The sequence below is a fragment of the Actinomycetes bacterium genome (genome assembly GCA_036000965.1).
Taxonomy (GTDB): domain Bacteria; phylum Actinomycetota; class CALGFH01; order CALGFH01; family CALGFH01; genus DASYUT01.
Map to the genome: position 1 here is coordinate 31,694 of DASYUT010000118.1, position 17,169 is coordinate 48,862.

Consider the following 17,169-nt stretch of genomic DNA (forward strand, 5'->3'; position numbering starts at 1 on the left):
CGCCGGTGACCTCGGCGGGCGCACCGGCAGCCTCCCAAACCAGGACGGCGCGCCAATGAGCCCAGGCGAGCGGGCGAGCGCCTACGACCAGATCAGGCACACCGTGCTGCGCTGGATCGAGGACCAGAAGGTCGACCCCACCAGCGAGCCCGAGATCCAGGAGCGGACCGCCGAGGCGATCCGGCAGTGGCAGCGCAGCGCAGCCGCGAGCGAGCGCCGCGGCCTCGGCGACGTGGAGGCCATCGCCAACCGGGTGGTCCGCTCGATCACCGGCTTCGGTGCCCTCGACGAGCTGTTCCGCGTTCCCGGCATCGAGGAGATCGAGATCGAAGGCGACCTCGTCATGTACATCGACGCCAGCGGCAGGCGGAAGACGCTGGTGGCGCCGACCACCGCGGAGGAGAACCGGCAGGCGGTCGACCGGCTGCTCGCCGCCACCCAGCGCCACCTCGACACCCAGAGCCCGCTGGTGCACGCGCGGGTGCTCGACGGCCGGGCCCGCCTCTCCGGGGCGATCCCGCCGGTGTCCGACAAGCTGTCGGCCACGGTCCGCTTCCACCAACTCCGCAACGAGTCGTTGTCGACCATGGTGCGCCGCGGGTCGCTGACCGTGCCGGCGGCCGGGTTCCTGTGGGCGGTCGCCCAGACGCGGCTCTCGGTGGTGATCTCCGGGCCGCCGTTCGCGGGCAAGACCTCGATGCTCGGCGCCCTGCTGGCCGCGGTCCCGCCCCAGCGCCGCATCCGGGTGTGCGAGGACACCCGCGAGCTGGTCGACGAGCGGCCCACCATCTCCTACCTGGAGGCCAGGGCCAAGTCGCTCGCCGGTGAGGGCGAGATCACCCTGCGCGACCTCATCAAGTTCGTGCTCAAGATGCGCCCCGACTACATCGTGGTCGGCGAGGTGCTCGGGGCGGAGGCGTTCGAGATCGTCCGGGCGGTGAACGCGGGCTGCGGGTTCGCCTGCACGGTGCACGCCAACTCGGCCCGCGACGCGCTCACCGCGCTGGTCAACGCCGCCATCATGGCCGGCGAGAACGTCAAGGCGGCCGACGTCCGCGAGGTGTTCGCCTCCTCGATCAAGTACGTCATGCACCTGGAGGTCGCCGAGCGCGCGACCATGGGGGGCGGCCAGGGCCTGCTCCGCCAGACCCGCGAGATCATCGAGCTGGTCCCGAGCCTGCACGACAACTTCAGCCACGAGGTGCTGTTCGAGCGGCGTGCCCTTGGCTACCCGCTCGAGTGGACCGGGACCTTCCCGCACCACGCCGAGGTCATCGACCGCAGCCTGCCCGAGGGGCTGACGATCGCCGGCATCCTCGAAGGGCGCGTGTCACCGTTCGAGCTGGGCCTGGTCGGCACCGAGCGGAAGCGCGAGGTGGCCCCGTGAGCCAGAGGGGTCCGGGAAACCCCCGGAGGGGTCCGGGGACCCCCGAAGGGGTGCCCCGGTCGGTGGGGAGGGGTCCGGGGACCCCCGCAGGGGTGCCCCGGTGGACCAAGGGGGTGCCTCGGTGAGACTGGCCGCCGCCCTCGTCGCCGGGGTGTTCGCCTACCTTGCCGCCGGGCTGCTGCTCGGCGTCTCGCCGATCCGGCGGCTCGGGGCCAGGCCGGCCCCGGCGAGGCGGGTGAGCGCCCGCCAGCTCTGGCTCAACCAGGCCGGCGTGCGGCTCACCCCGCGCCAGTTCTACCTCGGCTCGCTCGGCGTGGGGCTCGGCGCCTTCGTGCTCCTCGGCTCGATCGCCTCGACCCCGGTGGTCGCCCTGATCCCGGCCGTCGCCCTCGGCAGCCTGCCCGGCGCCTTCTTCGCCCGCCAGCGCGCCACCCGGCTGCGCACGGTCCAGCTCGCCTGGCCGGACGCGATCCGCGAGCTGATCGGCTCGATCTCGGCCGGGATGTCGCTCGAGCGGGCGCTGATCGGGCTGGCCACGGGCGGGCCAGAGCCGATCCGGGTGGCGTTCGCCCGGTTCCCCACCCTGGCCCGCACGCTCGGCACCGTGGCAGCGCTCGAGGTCGTCAAGGAGGAGCTCGCCCACCCCACCTCCGACCGCGTGATCGAGGTGCTGATCCTGGCCCAGCGGCGCGGCGGCCAGGTGGTCACGAGCATCCTCGAGGAGCTGACCGACGCGACCACCGACGACCTCAACCTCCAGGAGGAGATCAAGACCAACGCGCTCGAGGGCAAGCTCAACGCCCGCATCGTGTTCGTGCTCCCCTGGTTCGTGCTGCTCCTGCTGACCACCCGCGGTGGTCCGTTCCAGGACTTCTACCGGTCCCCCGCCGGCCTCGTAGTGGTGGTGGCTGCTGCGGCCTGGAGCCTGGTCGGGCTCTGGCTGGTCGGCAAGCTGTCGCGGATGCGGGGCGAGCAGCGGGTGTTCGGGTCCGCCTCCGCCGCAACCCCCGACCAGGCTGGGAGGCGGTGACGCCGTGCTGAACGGGGTCTTGGACGGCCGGGTGGTGCTGGCCGCGCTGCTCACCGGCTCCGTCGTGGCCCGGGTGGTGGCCCTGATCGTGCGGCCCCCGGCCCGGCTCGCCCCGCGCGTGCGTCCGTACACGATCGCGAGCCGGACCGAGCTGGGCGGCAGCGCCGACGTGCTGGCCCTGGCCGACCCGGGCACCACCTTCCGCGACTCGACCCTGGTGCGGCTGTTCGAACCGCTCGTGCGCCGGCTCGTCGAGCTGATGGGCGGCGTGCTCGACCGGGGCGGTGACGAGCGGCTGCTGCTGCGCCTGCGCCAGGCCGGGGCCCTCATGGACGTTCCCGAGGGGCGCCGGGCCATCCAGTATCGCGTCCAGCTCCTCACCTCGGCCGCCCTCTACACCACCCTCGGGCTCGTGGTCGGGCTGGCCGTCTGGCACTCGGCCGCGCCCATGCTCCTGATGGGCCTGCTCGGGCTCGTGCTCGGGCTGGCCAGGCCCCGCGGGCGCCTGGACCGGATCATCGCCCGCCGGCGCGAGCAGATGCGGGTCGAGCTGTACACGATCAACCATCTCCTGGCCATGAACGTCCGGGTCGGCGGCGGGGTCATCCAGGCCCTGCAGCGGGTGGTCGAACGCGGCCGAGGCTCGGTGGTGGAGGAGCTGGCCGAGGTGCTGCGGGCCCACCGCAGCGGCGTGCGCATCAGCGCGGCCCTGACCCGGGCCGCCGTGCAGACCCCGGAGCCGCACGCGGCCCGGACCTACCGGATCCTGGCCACCAGCGCCGAGCACGGCTCCGACCTGGCCAAGGGGCTGATGGACATGAGCCGCGACCTGCGCAGCCAGCGGCGCGAGGACCTGCGCCGGATGGCGACCAGGCAGCGGGCGGCCGTGATCGTCCCGATCGTGGTGATCCTCGCGCCGATCCTGCTCGTGTTCGTGGCCGCGCCGCTGCCGTCGATCATCTTCGGCGGGCTGGGGGGGCGATGAAGGTCTCAGGGACCAGGCAAGAAAGGAAAGGAACCGCACCATGCTGCTTCGTTGCTACCTGGCGCTCCTGTCGGCGGGCGAGCGCGCGCTCGGGGTCGCCCGTGGCCGGCCGGGCGCGGGCGAGCGGGGGTTCTCGACCGCCGAGGGCCTCGCCGGCGCCGCCCTTGCCGTCATCGCGCTCGTGGCCATCTGGGGCGCGCTCAAGGCGCTCGGCATGGACATCGTCGACTGGATGCGGGCGCAGATCATCAAGTAGCCGAGGGAGTCCGAACGGAGAGCGACGCGAGATGCCAACGATCCCCGACCGCGTCCGGGCGCACGGCTTCGTGACTGCCCAGTTCGTCGTCGTGGTCGCCTTGTCGCTGGTGTTCTTCGTGATCGTGTGCAACGCCATCGTCTACATGTACGGGCGGGGGGTCGTGCGGGCCGCCCTCGAGGAGGGCGTGCGCGCGGCCAGCCCGGCCGGCAGCTCGATCGCCGCCTGCCAGCGGGCTGCCGGCGACACCATGCGCAGCCTGCTCGGGGGCCGGATGGGCGCGCAGGTCCGCATCACCTGCGCGCTCGCTGGTGACGAGGTGCGGGCGACCGCCGTGGGCCGGTTCGAGGGCTGGCTCCCGGGCGTGCCCGACTTCCCGTTCCGGAACGAGGCGACCGCGGTGAAGGAGCGCCTGCCATGACCCGCTCCTGGCGTGTTTCCCGCTCCTGGCGTGTTTCCCGGTCCCGGCTCGTTGCTCGGCCGGCCAGCGCGGGCTACGCCGCGGCCGAGTTCGTGCTGGGCATCTGCCTGATCGTGGTGCCCGTCACGCTGCTGGTGCTGTCGCTGCCGGTCTGGTCGGAGCGGCAGTCGATGGCCCAGCGCGCGGCCGACGAGAGCGCCCGCACGGTGGTGCTTGCCCCGTCCTGGGCAGAGGGGATGCTCGCCGGCCGCCGGGTCGTGGCCGAGGTGTCCCGCAACTACGGCCTGCCCCCCGGCGCCCTGCGGGTCGAGTTCGAGGGCGCCCTCCAGCGCGGGGCCACCGTGACCAGCCGGGTCACCGTCACCATGCCGGTCCTCGCCATCCCGCTCGTCGGCCGGGCCGCGGCCTGGAGCTGGACCGCCGTCCACGTCGAGCACGTGGATAGTTACCGGAGTCTCTGACAGATGTCGCCGGCAACTCATCAACCGGCGGTCCTCTGTCGAGGTGAGGGAGCTCGCTCTGGCGTGGCGTGCCCTGACCGCAGCCCTCGTTCGATGTGGGGGGAGCACGCTCCCCCCACGGCCCCCCAAGAGCGCCGGTGTCATCGTGCCGGGGCGCCGCGGGTGCACCAGGACACGCTCCCCCCACGGCCCCCCAACAGCGCCTGCGCGACGGTCAGGCGGATCCCGTCGCTCACACGGCGCCGGCCCAGCAGTCAGCCGGATGACCGCGAGCGCGGCTCGGTCACGATCTGGCTGCTCGGGCTCGCGGTGATGCTGCTGTTCCTGGGCGGCCTCAGCCTCGACCTGTGGCGCGCGTTCACCGAGCGGCAGGCGCTCGCCAACGCGGTCGACGCCGCTGCCATCGCAGGCGCCTCCGGCATCGACGAGCCGCTGTTCCGCTCGTCGGGCACGCTTGCCCTGTCGCCGCCGCGGGCCGAGCAGCTCGCCTGGGGCAACCTGCGCGCGCAGCCGGTCGGCCGCCGCCTCACGGCCGCCCAGGTGCAGGCCACCCCGGCCCAGATCGAGGTCGTGGCGAGCACGACCGTCGACTTCACCCTGCTCCGGGTGCTGCTCCCGGGCGACGAGCCCTTCAAGGTCACCGCCCACGCGGTCTCGGTCCCGGTCGAGGCGGGGGCATGAGCCGGTCCCGCCTGGCCGCCGGCATCGCCGTCCTGGTCGTGCTCGCCGCCGTCCTGGTCCTCGTGCTGCTGAACCGGGACGGCAGCGACCAGCCCGCCCCGGCCACAGTCGCCGCCGCCTCGACCACCCCGCCCACCACCCAGGCGACACCGCCCCCCACGACCGGCGGCGAGAACTGGCTCGCGATCATGCGCCAGCTCATGGCCTACCGGCACTCGCTGTTCACCGACCCCCGTCCGGAGCTGCTCGGGGAGGTTTACGACCGGCGCTGCCCCTGCTACGGACAGGACTTCAAGGAGCTGACCGACCTCAAGCGCCGCGGCCTTCACTACGACGACCAGGGCGTCCAGGTCCAGAGCGCCAAGCTCGTCGGCAAGGCGAGGGACCCGAGCAAGCCGGTGGTCGCCGTCGAGGTCGTGACCCGCCAGCTTCCCCAAACGCTCGTCGACGCCCAGGGCAAGGTCGTCCGGGAGCTTCCCGAAACGGGTCCCACCAAGACGATCTACAACCTGATCCGGGGCGCGGACGGACGCTGGCGGGCATACCTCATCTACCGAGGGCTCACCCGAGGAGACTCCCCATGACTAGGCATGCTGCCTCGAAGTGGAACGCCGTGACGGCGGGTGCCCTGCTGGCGCTGGCGACGCTGGTGGCGTGGCCGACGCCAGCGCGAGCCGAGTCGGAGCCGGGCGGGCTGTCCCCGGGCGCGCTCTGGGTGCACGCGCGTCTGGGCCAGCCTGCGGGCAGCGGCAGTGGCGGCGGACCCCGCACCGGCTGGGCATTGCGCTACGAAAAACTCGGGGACGTGCGGGACTGCATCGTGGTGCCGCTGGGCGCCACCGCCGCCACCCGCCCGTGGTTCGGCGCCGACGGCAATCCGGTGGCGGTCAGGATCGTCATCGTCGACCGCCAGACCGGCGCCGAGATCGGGCTCCCAGGGTCGGGCTGCCTGAACCCGGGAGACCTGGTGCAGATTCCCACCCAGGGCGAGATCCTCGACGCCTTGCGGAGCCGCGGCATTCCGGTCCCGATTGCGAGCCTCAGCCCCGGCACCAGGGGACTCACCGGGCTGCAGACCTGGTTCTGGTTCGACGGGCCCGGCCAGGCCGATGTCGGCGTGAGCATCAGGGGATTCAGCGTCGCGGCTCAGGCGAAGGCCACCACATATCACTGGTCCACCGGTGATGGTGGCTCATACCTTACCGGCGAGAAGGGTGCTGACAGAGCGCCCGCGGCAACGCATATTTATGACCGGAAGGGTTCGTACGCAGTCAGCCTCGACATGACGTGGGTGGGCGGGTACACATGGAGTGGATTCGGTGACGCAGGGGCGGGGGACCTCGGTCCGGTGACCTTGGAAGGGGCGCCGCAGCCGTACCCCGTGAATGAGGTGCGAAGTGTCCTTCAATAGCTTCGACCCGCTGGGCGAGGGGGACGAGCGCGAGTGGCTGCGCTCCAGGCCGCCGCGCTCGAACCTGCGCCGCTTCTGGTTCGTCGCCGTCGTGCTCGTCGTGGTGCTGCTCGGCCTCTGGTGGATCGTGTTTCGGGGGTTGCTCCAGGGTGACAAGCTCAGCAAGATCCCGTCGGGCACCACCGCCGTGGCGCCCGCCCAGCCGAGCTTCTCAGACACCGACCAGCAGGTGATCGCCGGCGCCCAGCGCGCCCTACAGGCCTGGGGCGAGTTCGCGGTCACCGGCGACCTGGCAACCCTCGACGACACGTTCTGGAAGCAGGGGCTCCAGTACCAGCAGCTCGCCAAGGAGGCTCCGGCCATCCGCAAGCGCGGCGCCGGGCCGCCGCCGTACCAGTTCACGCTCACGCCCAAGCAGGTGCTTCCCGGGCCGAGCGGCCAACGCATCGTTCGTGGCAGCGTGCGGATGAGCCGGGCGGGCGAGCCGACCCGGTCGTTCCAGTGGGACATCTATATGCAGCGATCCCCCGGGAGCGGCAACCAGCCTTGGCGGCTGTGGACTGTCGACGCCACCCGCACCTGAGCGCTGCCCTGCGCTGACCGGTCGGCTCAGCGCTCCCGTCGGCCCACGGGCGGGAGGCGGATCAGCTCGCCCGGGAAGATCAGGTCCGGGTCGCCGGACCGCAGCTCGGCCCGGTTGGCCTCGACCACCTCGAGCCAGTACCTGGCCACCTCGCGTTCGGGCAGCGTGCCGGCGTCCCGCCCGGTGGCCTGGGCCAGCCGGTCCCGAGCGATCACCCAGAGGTTGTCACCGGGCCGGACGCGGTGGACGTCTGGCCGGGACGGCGGGGTCTGTGGACCGGGCTGGCCCGGTCCGGTGCCGGGCCGGTGTGCTTCAGGCGGCCCCGCCGGGCGCGGCGTGTACGTCGGCGGGGGCACCGTGGTCGAGGGCGGGGCCGCCTGCCCGGCCAGCCGGGGGACGTAGCCTGGCGCGCCGGACCCGGCCGGTTCGGGCTGGTGCCCGGACGGGGCTGCCTCGCCCCGCTGCCCGGTGGGGGATCCCTCGCCCCGCTGCCCGGTGGGGGATCCCTCGCCCCGCTGCCCGGCCGGGGATCCCTCGCCCCGCTGCCTGACGGGGTCGTGGAAGGCGACCACGGGCCCGGCCCTCCTCGGCCCGAGGGCGGCCGGGCCAAGCAGCGCGGCGTTGGCGCCCCCGCTCACCAGGGAGGTGGCCAGGGTAAGGGCCAGGGCCTGGTCGGCCACGCGGCGCAGGGCGGGGAGGGTGACCCACCCGGCGGCGCGGATCGCGGCCGGGACGCGGGTGAGGCGTGCCAGTACGTACAGGCTGGTGCTCGCGAGCAGCCACCAGGCGGCGGCCAGGGCGACCAGGCGGGCGACGGCCGCGATCACGTCCTCCGGTGCGGCCGCCTGCAGCCACGAGCCCAGGTCGCCGAGGGGGATGCGCAGCCAGGGCAGCGCGCCGAGCCGGTGAAGGACGACCACGGCGCCGACCTCGAAGGCGAGCAGCGCGGCGAACGCGCTCGTCCTACGCAGCGCAGCGGATCGGTTGGCCAGCATCGCCCGTCCTGCCCTCATGCACCCGGGACCGGCGGGAGGCTCGAACAAGACGATGAGTCTGATTTGTGAGAAATTCGCTGTCAAACGCGGTCCGCATGCATTGGTGCACCGGGGCCGGGGCGCATACCCTCCTGCGCGGTGGACGATGCCCGACCAGGAGAGAGAGGCGATCTGCGTGCGTGTGGCCATGCTCACCCGTGAGTACCCGCCAGAGGTCTACGGTGGCGCCGGTGTGCACGTCGAGTACCTGGCGCGCGACCTGGCCTACCTGGTCGACCTCGAGGTGCACTGCTTCGGGCAGCCGAGGCCGGAGCCGCCCGAGGGCAAGCCCACGGTGACCGCCTACCCGTCTTGGGACGCCCTGGCCGGGCCCGCCCGCCACCTGAGCGCCCTGCGCACCCTCTCCACCGACCTGGTCATCGCCGCCGGGGTCGAGGGGGCCGACCTGGTGCACAGCCACACCTGGTACGCCAACATGGCCGGCCACATGGCCAAGCTCCTGTACGGCATCCCGCACGTGGTCACCGTGCACAGCCTGGAGCCGCTGCGCCCGTGGAAGGCCGAGCAGCTCGGCGGCGGCTACGCCCTGTCCCGCTTCTGCGAGCAGACCGCCCTGACCGCGGCGGACGCGGTCGTGGCGGTGTCCGGCGGCATGGCCCGCGACATCATGGCCTGCTACCCCTCGATCGACCCGGAGCGGATCCGGGTGATCCACAACGGCATCGACCCGACCCAGTATCAGCCTGACCGCGGCACCGACGTGCTGGAGCGCTACGGCGTCGACCCCAGCCGCCCCTCGGTGGTGTTCGTGGGTCGCATCACCCGCCAGAAGGGCGTGCCCTACCTGCTCGACGCCGCGCTCGCCTTCGACCCTTCCGCGCAGCTCGTGCTCTGCGCCGGGGCGCCCGACACCCCCGAGATCGGGCGCGAGGTCGCCGAGAAGGTACAGCGGGTGGCGGCCGAACGCGGCAACATCATCTGGATCGAGAAGATGCTGGAGCGCCGCGAGGTCGTCCAGCTCCTCACCCACGCCACGGTGTTCGTCTGCCCGTCGGTGTACGAGCCCCTCGGGATCGTCAACCTGGAGGCGATGGCCTGCGAGACGGCGGTGGTGGCCACCGACACGGGCGGCATCCCGGAGGTGGTCGCCGATGGCGTCACCGGCCTGCTGGTGCCGTTCCAGGGCAGCGGCGGCGCGCCCGACGACCCCGAGCGCTTCGCCGCCGACTTCGCCGAGCGGGTCAACCGGCTGCTCGCCGACCCGGCCCAGGCCGAGCGCTTCGGCAGGGCCGGACGCCAGCGGGCGCTCGACGAGTTCAGCTGGCCCGCGATCGCCGGCCAGACCCAGCGGCTGTACGCCGAGCTGGTACAGGCGCCACCGCCGCCGGCCGCCGAGGCCAGGTGACCGTCGCCAGTCGACCAGGCCGGGTGACCGTCGCCAGTCGGCCAGGCCAGGTGATGGCCGCCGGTCATCGAGGCCAGGTGACCGCCGCCGGCCGTCAGGCCGTCCCGGCCGCGAGCCACTCGGCGATGAGCCTGCCGATCTCGGGGCCCCTGTCCTCCTGGAGATAGTGGCCGGCACCGGCGACAGGCAGGGGCGGGGGCCGGCCGAGCGCCGAGGCCAGGGCCTCGCCAGCGGCGATCGGAAGTGCCCGGTCCTCCTCGCCCCAGAGCAGGAGCATGGGGCGCCGGTCCTGGCAAAGGGCGGCGAAAGTGCGCCGACCCGCCTCGGCGCCCGGCGCGTCTGGGGAGAGCGGGAGCATCGCGGGGAACGCCTTCGCGCCCGCCTTGGCGGCCTGCTTCGGGAACGGCGCCTCGTAGGCGGCGGCCACGTCGTCGCCGGGGTCGCGGGCGCAGCCTCGGCGCACGAGCAGGCCGATCGGCAGGTCCTCGGTGCGGGCGACGAACGCGGCGAAGCGATGCCAGGCCTCGCTCATCGGCTGGTGGCCGGTGAACACCCCGGTGTCCATGGCGACGATCCTTGCGACCCGGTCGGGATGCTCGACCGCCAGGCGCAGGCCGATCGGACCGCCCCAGTCATGTGCGACCAGGGTGGCGGCGCGCAGGTCGAGCTCCTCGAACAGCGAGACGGTCAGCTCCGTATGGCGGTCGTAGCTGTACCAGGACTGGCTCAGCGGCTTGTCGGAGCGACCGAACCCGGCCAGGTCGGGGACGATGCAGCGGTAGCCCGCGTCGCGCACCGGCGGGACGACCCTCCGCCACAGGAACGACCAGGTCGGCTCGCCGTGCAGGAAGACCACTGGGGAGCCCTCGCCCTCGTCGAGATGGGCGAGCCGCAGGCCGCCGGCCTGCCGGTAGCGCGGCTGGAACCCGAAGTCGGGGAGGCCCTCGAAGCGCTCCTCCGGGGTGCGGAATACCTCGGTCACGGCTGCTCCCTGGGTGCGCGACCTGCTCCGGCTCCTGCACCCGCAGGGTAGCGCCCTTGTCGCGCCGATCGTCGATAATCCTGGCCGCCGCTCGGGCAGCGACGGACGTGGGCCCCGCTCGGGCAGCGACGGAGGCGGGCGCGGCGACTGGAGGGAACCGGGTGACGGTGGGTGGCGAGCTTGCTCCGCGGGTGAACCGGGCGCGGCGAGTCATGCTCACCGCCACCTCTTCGATCAAGCCGCCACCTTCCGCGCTGGCTGTTCTTGCGGCCGTTCCGGCCTGGTGGGCACGCCGAGTTGCCGCTCACGGCATCGATCCAGAAGCCGCGCCGGTCTGGGACAGCGTCGATGCGGCACCCCCGTTCGACCTCTCGGCCCTGGCGGATGTGGGTGCGCGCGAAGACCTGTGGGAGGCCTCCCCCGAGGCACTCGGCGACGCTTACGTATGCGCCCTCGACGCCAAGGCGCGTGCCGAGACGGGCCGGCACTACACGCCCGCCGTGCTCGCCGCGGCCATGTGGCAGCAGACCCTCGAGACCCTTGGCGGCGACGCTGGTGGCCTGGTCCTGGACCTGGCCTGCGGCACCGGTGCGCTTCTGGTGCCCCCGCTGCGGACCTGGGTCGCCGAGCGCGGAGGCATGCAGGCAGAGTTGGCGCTCAGCGCGGTCACCTCCGTGGTCGCCGGGTGCGATCTGGACGAGACGGCGGTGTGGCTCGGCAACGTCCTGCTCGCGGCTGAACTGCTGCCGTTGTGGGCGCGGGTGCCACCAGAGCGCAGGCGGGCCCTGCCAGCGGTGCTCACCACCGGGGATGGGCTGCAGCGGGCGGTGAAGGCTCGCGTCGTGATCATGAATCCGCCGTACGGGCGGGTGCGACTCGCGCCGGACGAGCGAGCCCGGTGGTCCCACGCGGTCTACGGGCACGCCAACAGGTACGGGCTGTTCATGGCCGGGGCCGTGGACCAAGTGGAGGAAGGCGGGGTCGTCACCGCGCTGGTGCCCGCCGGTTGGCTCGGCGGCTCGTACTTTCAGCGGCTTCGTTCGTTCCTTGCCGAACGCGCACCGCTGACCCGGGTCGGGTTCGTGGGCGACCGCTCAGGGGTGTTCGCCACGGGCGTATTGCAGGAGACACTGGTCGCTTCGTTCACCTCTGGCGCACCAGCCGATCGACCGGTGTCCTGCGAGCGCATCGTCGTCGGTGACGACCGGGCACACCGGCAACCGATGGGCTTGGGCCGCATCCCGGACCGGCCAGACCTCCCCTGGCTCCTTCCCCGAGACCCGACCGACACGCCGCTGGTCGACGCCGCAGCCGCGATGCCCGCCCGCCTCTCCGACTACGGCTGGGTCGCGAGCACGGGACCGCTCGTGTGGAACCGCCACCGCCCGCAGCTCTCCCGATACCCTGGCGAGGGCTTGGTACGGGTGGTCTGGGCAGCCGACCTTGACGGCGGGCGACTGCATCAGGATCCCGCCCGCGATGACCTGCGGTACTGCCTGATCCGCAACGAGAAGGACGAGCGGTTCCTCGTCTTGGGCTCTCCCGCCGTGCTGGTCCCGCGGACGACCGCGCCGGAACAGCCACGCCGGCTGCTCGGCACCGAGCTCGACCGGTCAGCGCTCGAACGGTGGGGTGGCCGGGTCGTCGTCGAGAACCACGTGAACGTTCTCACCTGCACGCGACCGGACAGCCCTCTGACCCCCGGCCTACTGGTGGCACTGCTCGGGTCAGAAGCCCTCGACCGGCTCTACCGCTGCCTCACGGGCAGCGTCGCGGTGTCGGCGTACGAGCTCGCGGCGCTGCCGATGCCCGATGCCGACACCTTGCGGCGATGGCAGCGGCACGATGCCGGACAACTCGGCGGGGAGATCGAAGCGCATTACGCGGGAGCCCCACGATGAGCCTGCCCCAGTTACTGGCCGACCGGAACGCTTACCACGAGCGGCTGCACCGGATCCTCCCCGCCTCCCTCACCGGCACGACCGCGACCGCGAACGATGCCGCGGCGGCCGCCGCATTCGTCTTCATGTACGTCGGCGCCGTCGACCGGCGCAATGCCATCCGGCCGACGACCATCATCTGGATGAGCGATGCGATCGCTTCCCATCGCTCGGACGAGCAGCGGGTGGCCTATCATGCCGCCGCGACGCGCTCCGAGCGTGCTGTCAAGCAGCTCTGCGAGCAGTGGGGGATCTCCCATGCTCCCTGGTACGCGACCAACAGCCGGGAGCAGCTACGGGACGAGACCATCAGAGGATGGATCGACAACGGCGCGGTCCTGGTCGGCAGCGACATCGGGACCACCTCCCCAGGTGCCCGCTATACGTTCGCGTCGGGCTTCGCCGCCCTCTTCGATCCAGGTCTGGACGGCGATACCCTCGCATCAGCGATCGTCGAGTGGCAGCGGCACCACCTCACCCCCACCGGACGCGCGCGCGCCGCTCGCGCCCGACAGACGGCGCAGTCACAGGCCGGTGTTGTCGTGAACCTTCCCGGCGGTGGGACCCGTCTCCTGCACACGGGGAAAGCGAGCCTCATCCTCAAGGGCGTCATCGAGGATTTCACCGCCTCCCTGTCGGATCCCGCGGTGGTGTTCATCTCCCAGTCCGGCGAGAAGGTCAATGTAGTTGACCGGGCTTTGCTGGACCACCTGGGTCTCTCCGTCGACGTGCAGCGCCTGCTTCCCGACTGCCTGATCGCAGACCTCGCGGAGGACCGAGACGAGCTCTGGTTCGTCGAGGTCGTCTATGTCTATTCGGACGGACCGATCACCGAGGAGCGCAGAGCCGCCTTTGTCGCGTGGGCCACCGGGCATGGGCTCCGTGAAGCCCAGTGCCGGTTCCTCACCGCGTTCGAGTCGCGGACCAGCCGCATCTTCAAGAACAGACTCCCGCTCATCGCTCGGGGCACCTTCGTATGGTTCCTCGATGAGCCGGATGGGCTGCTCGCCTGGGGCGACCTTCCAAGCCGCTGAGGGTCTCAGCCGGGAAGCTTGCGGTTGGCGGCGTGGCCTGGGTCCGTGGCGATGCCGTCGAAGAGGGCGTCGACCAGGCGTTCGGGCAGGTCGAGTTCGAAGGTCGGGTTGCCGCCGGAGACGATGATCCGGTAGATGAAGGGGCCGACGACCATGTCGACCAGCAGGTCGAGGTCGACGTCGTCGCGGATCTCGCCCCGCTCGACGCCACGCCGGAGCACCTCGCAGATGACCCGGCGGCGCGGCGCGACCAGGTTGCGGTGGTAGGCGGCGTGCAGCTCGGGGTGCTTGGCCGCCTCGCTCATCAGCTTGGGCATGAGCTGGGTGGCGCGGTGGGAGATGGCGGCCGGCAGGACCTGGCGCCCGAGGGCGATCAGGTCGTCGCGGGCGCTGCCCGTGTCGACGTCGGCGAACAGCATCTTCAGGTGGCCGACGGCGTCGACCACGAGGTCCTCCTTGGACGACCAGCGCCGGTAGATGGTGGCCTTGCCGACCCCGGCCCTGGCCGCCACCGCCTCCATGCTCATGCCCTGGAAGCCGTCCTCGACGAGCAGCTCGAGGGCGGCCTCCAGGATGGCCCCGTGGGCCCGGGCGCTTCTGGGTCGCCCGGGCCCACGGGCCGCGTCGGTGGTGCTCATGCACCTATCATCATGCCTTGCTGAGTTCCGCGTCGCGCTCGCCGGTGTCGGCGTCAGGGTCCATCGGGTGGACCGGGACCGCCCGGGGGTTCGGTGGGCCGGGCCGGCGGCGTGGGCCAGCTCGGCGGCGCGGGCCGGCAGGAAGCAGAGGGAGACGAGCCCACGCCGGCCTTGGCCAGCGGGCAGGGCGCCCAGTTCCGTTCGTTCGAGACGGAGGCTACGCGGCCCGCCGTACCAGCTTGGGGTAGGCCGACAGCCCTGGATGCGTCGCTTTGAGCTCGTCCGCCGCCCGCTTGGCCCGGTCATAGGACGGGTACGTGCCGGCGCAGACCGCGTAGGGCGTGTTCAGCGACGGGTACTCCGTCCTGGCCAGCACGCGCGCGGCGACCCCCTGCGACTGCAGCTGCGCCGCCCGCGCCCGGGCGTCCTGGATGGACGAAGGGCTGGCCAGCACCACGGTGTAGAAGTTCGCGGGAACCGGCGCCGTCGTCTGGGGCGCCGTCAGGGTCGTGGTCGCCTCGGGCTGGTCGGAGCTGGAGGCGGGGAAGCTGATCCCGAGGATCCCCCCGACGATGAGTCCGAAGACCGTGCCCACGGCCAGCAGCGCGGGCCCCGGGCGAGGCCAGCGGGTCTCGTACATGGGCAGAAAGCTACCGCCCGGCGCCGCGGACCTCAAATCCCCCGGGCTGGTCAGCCGGAGCCCGGGGCTGGTCAGCCGGAGCCCCGGGCTGGTCAGCCGGAGCCCCCTGCCTCAACGGCCTCCAGCTCGGCCTTGCGGAGCTCGCCCCGGCGGATCTTGCCGGTCAGGGTCTTGGGCAGGTCGTCGACGAACTGGACCCGGCGCGGGTAGGCGTAGGCGGCCAGCCGGTTGCGCACGTGCTCCTGCAGCTCCTTGGCGAGCGCGTCGTCGCCCTCCTGGCCGGGGTTGAGGCGCACGAACGCCTTGACAACGTTGCCGCGCCGCTCGTCCGGGCTGGCGACCACCGCCGACTCGGCCACCGCCGGATGCTCGAGCAGGCAGCTCTCCACCTCGAACGGGCCGATCCGGTAGCCGGCCGAGATGATCACGTCGTCGGCCCGCCCCTCGTACCAGACGTAGCCGTCGGCATCCCGGCGGGCGGTGTCCTTGGTGTGGAACCACTCGCCCCCGAAGACCTCCTCGGAGTCGGCCGGCCGGTTCCAGTACCCGAGCGGGTAGTGGGGGTTCGACCGCGCCCGCAGGCAGATCTCGCCCGCCTCGCCCTGTGGCACCGGCTGCTCGTCCTCGTCGAGGATGGCCACGTCCCAGCCGGGCAGGGGCAGGCCCATGGAGCCGGGCCGAACCTCCACGGTGGGGAAGTTGCCGCACAGCGGGTAGCTCTCGGACAGGCCGTAGTAGTCGAGCACCGGGCAGCCCACCGTGCGACTCCACCACGCGATCGCCTCGGGGTTCAGCGGCTCCCCGGCCGAGCAGGCCAGCCGCAGGTTGAACGCGAGCTTGTCGGCCTCGGGTACCCCCCGCATGGCCCGGATGGCGGTCGGGGTGGTGAACAGGTTGCCCACGCCATGCTCGGCGATGAGCCGCAGCGCCTTGCCGGGGTCGAAGCCGCCCTTGCGGCCGTGCACGAACGTCTCCACCCCGAGGCGCCAGGGCCCGAGGATGCCGGGCACGATGCCGGCGATCCAGGCCCACTCGCCGGTCGAGTGGAACAGCTCACCGGGCCGGACGTCGTGGCAGAACTGGAACTCCTCGTGCCCGAGCAGGTACCGGTGGGCGTGGAGGATGCCCTTGGCCAGGCCGGTCGTGCCCGACGTGTAGTAGAGCTGGGCCGGGGTCTCCGGATCGGTCCGCGGGGTGTCGAACCGGTCAGAGGCGGCCCGGGTGAGTCCCTCGAAGCTCGACGGCCCGGTGCCGCCGACCACCACGACCCGCTCGACCGAGGGCGCCCTGGCCGCCAGCGCCTCCACCCGGTCCCGGTGGTCGGCCGAGGTGACCAGGACCTTGGCCTGCGCGTCGTTGAGCCGGTGGACGATGCCGTCGTCGCCGTAGAGCACGCTCATGGCGAGCAGGATCGCCTCGGCCTTGTAGGTGGCGAGGAAGGTGGCGGCGATCTCGGGCGAGGCCGGGGCCATGACCGCGACCCGGTCGCCCTTGCCGACCCCGAGCACGCGCAGGGCGTTGGCCACCCGGTTGGTGAGCGCCTGCACGTCCCCGAAGGTCCAGCGCTCGTCGCGCCCGTCGTCGGAGACGAACCGCATGGCGGGCCGGTCGGGCTCGTGCTTGTCGAGCACGTCGGTGGCCAGGTTGTAGGTGGCCGGCACCTCCCACCTGAAGGCCGCGGTCATCTCCTCGTAGGTGCCGGGACGATGGGTGCGGTAGTCGCGCATGCTTCCTCCCCGCGGTCCGATGCCGACCCGTGCGTCGTACCCACGGATTGGCGGCCCAGTCCTGGTGAAACCTACACTGGACCCACTGGACCGCTAGGCGGGCCGACGGGCCGTGAAGTTGCCGGGCCGTCGGAGTTGCTTGTCCAAGACGGATGCTCCCGGGCAACGGCGCCTGGACTGGATGCTGTGCGACCCTGGGGAGGGACTCTTCCATGACTCGGATCGGCGTGCTCACCGGCGGGGGGGACGTCCCCGGCCTGAACCCGTGCATCAAGACGCTCGTCTACGGCGCGGTCGACCGCGGCTACGAGGTGCTCGGCCTGCGCCGCGGCTGGGCCGGCCTGCTCGACTACGACCTGGACGCTGGCGAGCCGCAGCGGCACTGCGTCCAGCCGCTCTGGAAGAACGACGTGCGCACCATCGACCGCACCGGCGGCACCTTCCTGCACACCAGCCGGACCAACCCGGGCAGGGTCAAGCCGCACGACGTGCCGGAGTTCCTCGAGGGCCAGGGCAAGGGCGATCCCGAGGGGCCGTTCGACTTCACCGACCACGTGCTGCGGGTGGTCGAGCGGCTCGGCATCGATTGGCTG

General features: G+C 72.4%; 19 protein-coding genes. 14 read left to right on the forward strand and 5 right to left on the reverse strand.

Annotated elements, in window-relative coordinates; genetic code table 11:
- The first annotated feature begins 55 nt into the window (after window positions 1-55).
- The 10 genes from VG276_09805 to VG276_09850 all read left to right on the forward strand — a co-directional run bounded on the left by VG276_09805 (window position 56) and on the right by VG276_09850 (window position 7,215).
- Window positions 56-1,387 (forward strand): ATPase, T2SS/T4P/T4SS family, encoded by a 1,332-nt coding sequence (locus VG276_09805; protein ID HEV8649679.1) that lies wholly within the window; start codon window positions 56-58, stop codon window positions 1,385-1,387.
- 121 nt (window positions 1,388-1,508) lie between these two features.
- Window positions 1,509-2,417 carry a type II secretion system F family protein gene (locus tag VG276_09810; protein ID HEV8649680.1) on the forward strand — a complete coding sequence of 303 codons (909 nt, stop codon included), beginning with the start codon at window positions 1,509-1,511 and terminating at the stop codon, window positions 2,415-2,417.
- Between the two features lie 4 nt (window positions 2,418-2,421).
- The gene (locus VG276_09815) at window positions 2,422-3,402 is read left to right on the forward strand and encodes a type II secretion system F family protein (protein ID HEV8649681.1); all 981 of its coding nucleotides are present in this window, start codon (window positions 2,422-2,424) and stop codon (window positions 3,400-3,402) included.
- A gap of 40 nt (window positions 3,403-3,442) precedes the next feature.
- The gene (locus tag VG276_09820) at window positions 3,443-3,658 is read left to right on the forward strand and encodes a hypothetical protein (GenBank protein ID HEV8649682.1); all 216 of its coding nucleotides are present in this window, start codon (window positions 3,443-3,445) and stop codon (window positions 3,656-3,658) included.
- A gap of 31 nt (window positions 3,659-3,689) precedes the next feature.
- A complete protein-coding gene (locus VG276_09825) occupies window positions 3,690-4,079 on the forward strand; it encodes a hypothetical protein (protein ID HEV8649683.1) in 390 nt (129 codons plus the stop codon).
- A complete protein-coding gene (locus VG276_09830; protein HEV8649684.1) occupies window positions 4,076-4,540 on the forward strand; it encodes a hypothetical protein in 465 nt (154 codons plus the stop codon). The genes VG276_09825 and VG276_09830 overlap by 4 nt, the downstream gene beginning before the upstream one ends.
- A 162-nt stretch (window positions 4,541-4,702) precedes the next feature.
- Window positions 4,703-5,221, forward strand: coding sequence for a pilus assembly protein TadG-related protein (locus VG276_09835; GenBank protein HEV8649685.1), 519 nt, complete (start codon window positions 4,703-4,705; stop codon window positions 5,219-5,221).
- Window positions 5,218-5,805, forward strand: coding sequence for a hypothetical protein (locus VG276_09840; GenBank protein HEV8649686.1), 588 nt, complete (start codon window positions 5,218-5,220; stop codon window positions 5,803-5,805). Before VG276_09835 ends, VG276_09840 begins: the two co-directional genes overlap by 4 nt.
- Complete coding sequence (locus VG276_09845) at window positions 5,802-6,632, forward strand: PKD domain-containing protein (protein HEV8649687.1); 831 nt, start codon at window positions 5,802-5,804, stop codon at window positions 6,630-6,632. Before VG276_09840 ends, VG276_09845 begins: the two co-directional genes overlap by 4 nt.
- Window positions 6,619-7,215 carry a hypothetical protein gene (locus VG276_09850; protein ID HEV8649688.1) on the forward strand — a complete coding sequence of 199 codons (597 nt, stop codon included), beginning with the start codon at window positions 6,619-6,621 and terminating at the stop codon, window positions 7,213-7,215. Before VG276_09845 ends, VG276_09850 begins: the two co-directional genes overlap by 14 nt.
- 26 nt (window positions 7,216-7,241) lie before the next feature.
- On the opposite strand, the gene VG276_09855 is transcribed toward VG276_09850, so the two are convergent.
- Entirely contained in the window at window positions 7,242-8,210 is a 969-nt protein-coding gene (locus VG276_09855; protein ID HEV8649689.1) for a hypothetical protein, read from the reverse strand.
- A 145-nt stretch (window positions 8,211-8,355) separates the two neighbouring features.
- On the opposite strand from VG276_09855, the gene glgA reads away from it, so the two are divergent.
- On the forward strand, window positions 8,356-9,615 hold the full coding sequence (gene glgA, locus VG276_09860; GenBank protein HEV8649690.1) for a glycogen synthase: 1,260 nt from the start codon (window positions 8,356-8,358) through the stop codon (window positions 9,613-9,615).
- A gap of 94 nt (window positions 9,616-9,709) precedes the next feature.
- On the opposite strand, the gene VG276_09865 is transcribed toward glgA, so the two are convergent.
- Window positions 9,710-10,597: a haloalkane dehalogenase gene (locus tag VG276_09865; GenBank protein HEV8649691.1), complete on the reverse strand. Its 888-nt coding sequence runs from the start codon at window positions 10,595-10,597 to the stop codon at window positions 9,710-9,712.
- A gap of 161 nt (window positions 10,598-10,758) precedes the next feature.
- On the opposite strand from VG276_09865, the gene VG276_09870 reads away from it, so the two are divergent.
- Window positions 10,759-12,498: an N-6 DNA methylase gene (locus VG276_09870; protein HEV8649692.1), complete on the forward strand. Its 1,740-nt coding sequence runs from the start codon at window positions 10,759-10,761 to the stop codon at window positions 12,496-12,498.
- Window positions 12,495-13,571: a BsuBI/PstI family type II restriction endonuclease gene (locus tag VG276_09875; GenBank protein HEV8649693.1), complete on the forward strand. Its 1,077-nt coding sequence runs from the start codon at window positions 12,495-12,497 to the stop codon at window positions 13,569-13,571. The genes VG276_09870 and VG276_09875 overlap by 4 nt, the downstream gene beginning before the upstream one ends.
- Before the next feature lie 5 nt (window positions 13,572-13,576).
- Here the strand turns inward: VG276_09875 and VG276_09880 are convergent, their stop codons facing one another.
- The 3 genes from VG276_09880 to VG276_09890 all read right to left on the reverse strand — a co-directional run bounded on the left by VG276_09880 (window position 13,577) and on the right by VG276_09890 (window position 16,576).
- Window positions 13,577-14,209 (reverse strand): TetR/AcrR family transcriptional regulator, encoded by a 633-nt coding sequence (locus tag VG276_09880; GenBank protein ID HEV8649694.1) that lies wholly within the window; start codon window positions 14,207-14,209, stop codon window positions 13,577-13,579.
- Between the two features lie 217 nt (window positions 14,210-14,426).
- On the reverse strand, window positions 14,427-14,849 hold the full coding sequence (locus tag VG276_09885; protein ID HEV8649695.1) for an SPOR domain-containing protein: 423 nt from the start codon (window positions 14,847-14,849) through the stop codon (window positions 14,427-14,429).
- Window positions 14,850-14,941: 92 nt separating this feature from the next.
- Window positions 14,942-16,576 (reverse strand): acyl-CoA synthetase, encoded by a 1,635-nt coding sequence (locus VG276_09890; GenBank protein ID HEV8649696.1) that lies wholly within the window; start codon window positions 16,574-16,576, stop codon window positions 14,942-14,944.
- A 212-nt stretch (window positions 16,577-16,788) separates the two neighbouring features.
- On the opposite strand from VG276_09890, the gene VG276_09895 reads away from it, so the two are divergent.
- A partial coding sequence (locus VG276_09895) for a 6-phosphofructokinase (GenBank protein HEV8649697.1) occupies window positions 16,789-17,169 on the forward strand: 381 nt, incomplete at its 3' end.

Coding starts and splice junctions, on each gene's coding strand:
- VG276_09805 (HEV8649679.1), top strand. CDS start 56: ATGAGCCCAGGCGAGCGGGCGAGCGCCTACGACCAGATCAGGCACACC.
- VG276_09885 (HEV8649695.1), bottom strand. CDS start 14,849: ATGTACGAGACCCGCTGGCCTCGCCCGGGGCCCGCGCTGCTGGCCGTG.
- VG276_09875 (HEV8649693.1), top strand. CDS start 12,495: ATGAGCCTGCCCCAGTTACTGGCCGACCGGAACGCTTACCACGAGCGG.
- VG276_09845 (HEV8649687.1), top strand. CDS start 5,802: ATGACTAGGCATGCTGCCTCGAAGTGGAACGCCGTGACGGCGGGTGCC.
- VG276_09820 (HEV8649682.1), top strand. CDS start 3,443: ATGCTGCTTCGTTGCTACCTGGCGCTCCTGTCGGCGGGCGAGCGCGCG.
- VG276_09855 (HEV8649689.1), bottom strand. CDS start 8,210: ATGCTGGCCAACCGATCCGCTGCGCTGCGTAGGACGAGCGCGTTCGCC.
- glgA (HEV8649690.1), top strand. CDS start 8,356: ATGCCCGACCAGGAGAGAGAGGCGATCTGCGTGCGTGTGGCCATGCTC.
- VG276_09840 (HEV8649686.1), top strand. CDS start 5,218: ATGAGCCGGTCCCGCCTGGCCGCCGGCATCGCCGTCCTGGTCGTGCTC.
- VG276_09825 (HEV8649683.1), top strand. CDS start 3,690: ATGCCAACGATCCCCGACCGCGTCCGGGCGCACGGCTTCGTGACTGCC.
- VG276_09880 (HEV8649694.1), bottom strand. CDS start 14,209: ATGAGCACCACCGACGCGGCCCGTGGGCCCGGGCGACCCAGAAGCGCC.
- VG276_09830 (HEV8649684.1), top strand. CDS start 4,076: ATGACCCGCTCCTGGCGTGTTTCCCGCTCCTGGCGTGTTTCCCGGTCC.
- VG276_09890 (HEV8649696.1), bottom strand. CDS start 16,576: ATGCGCGACTACCGCACCCATCGTCCCGGCACCTACGAGGAGATGACC.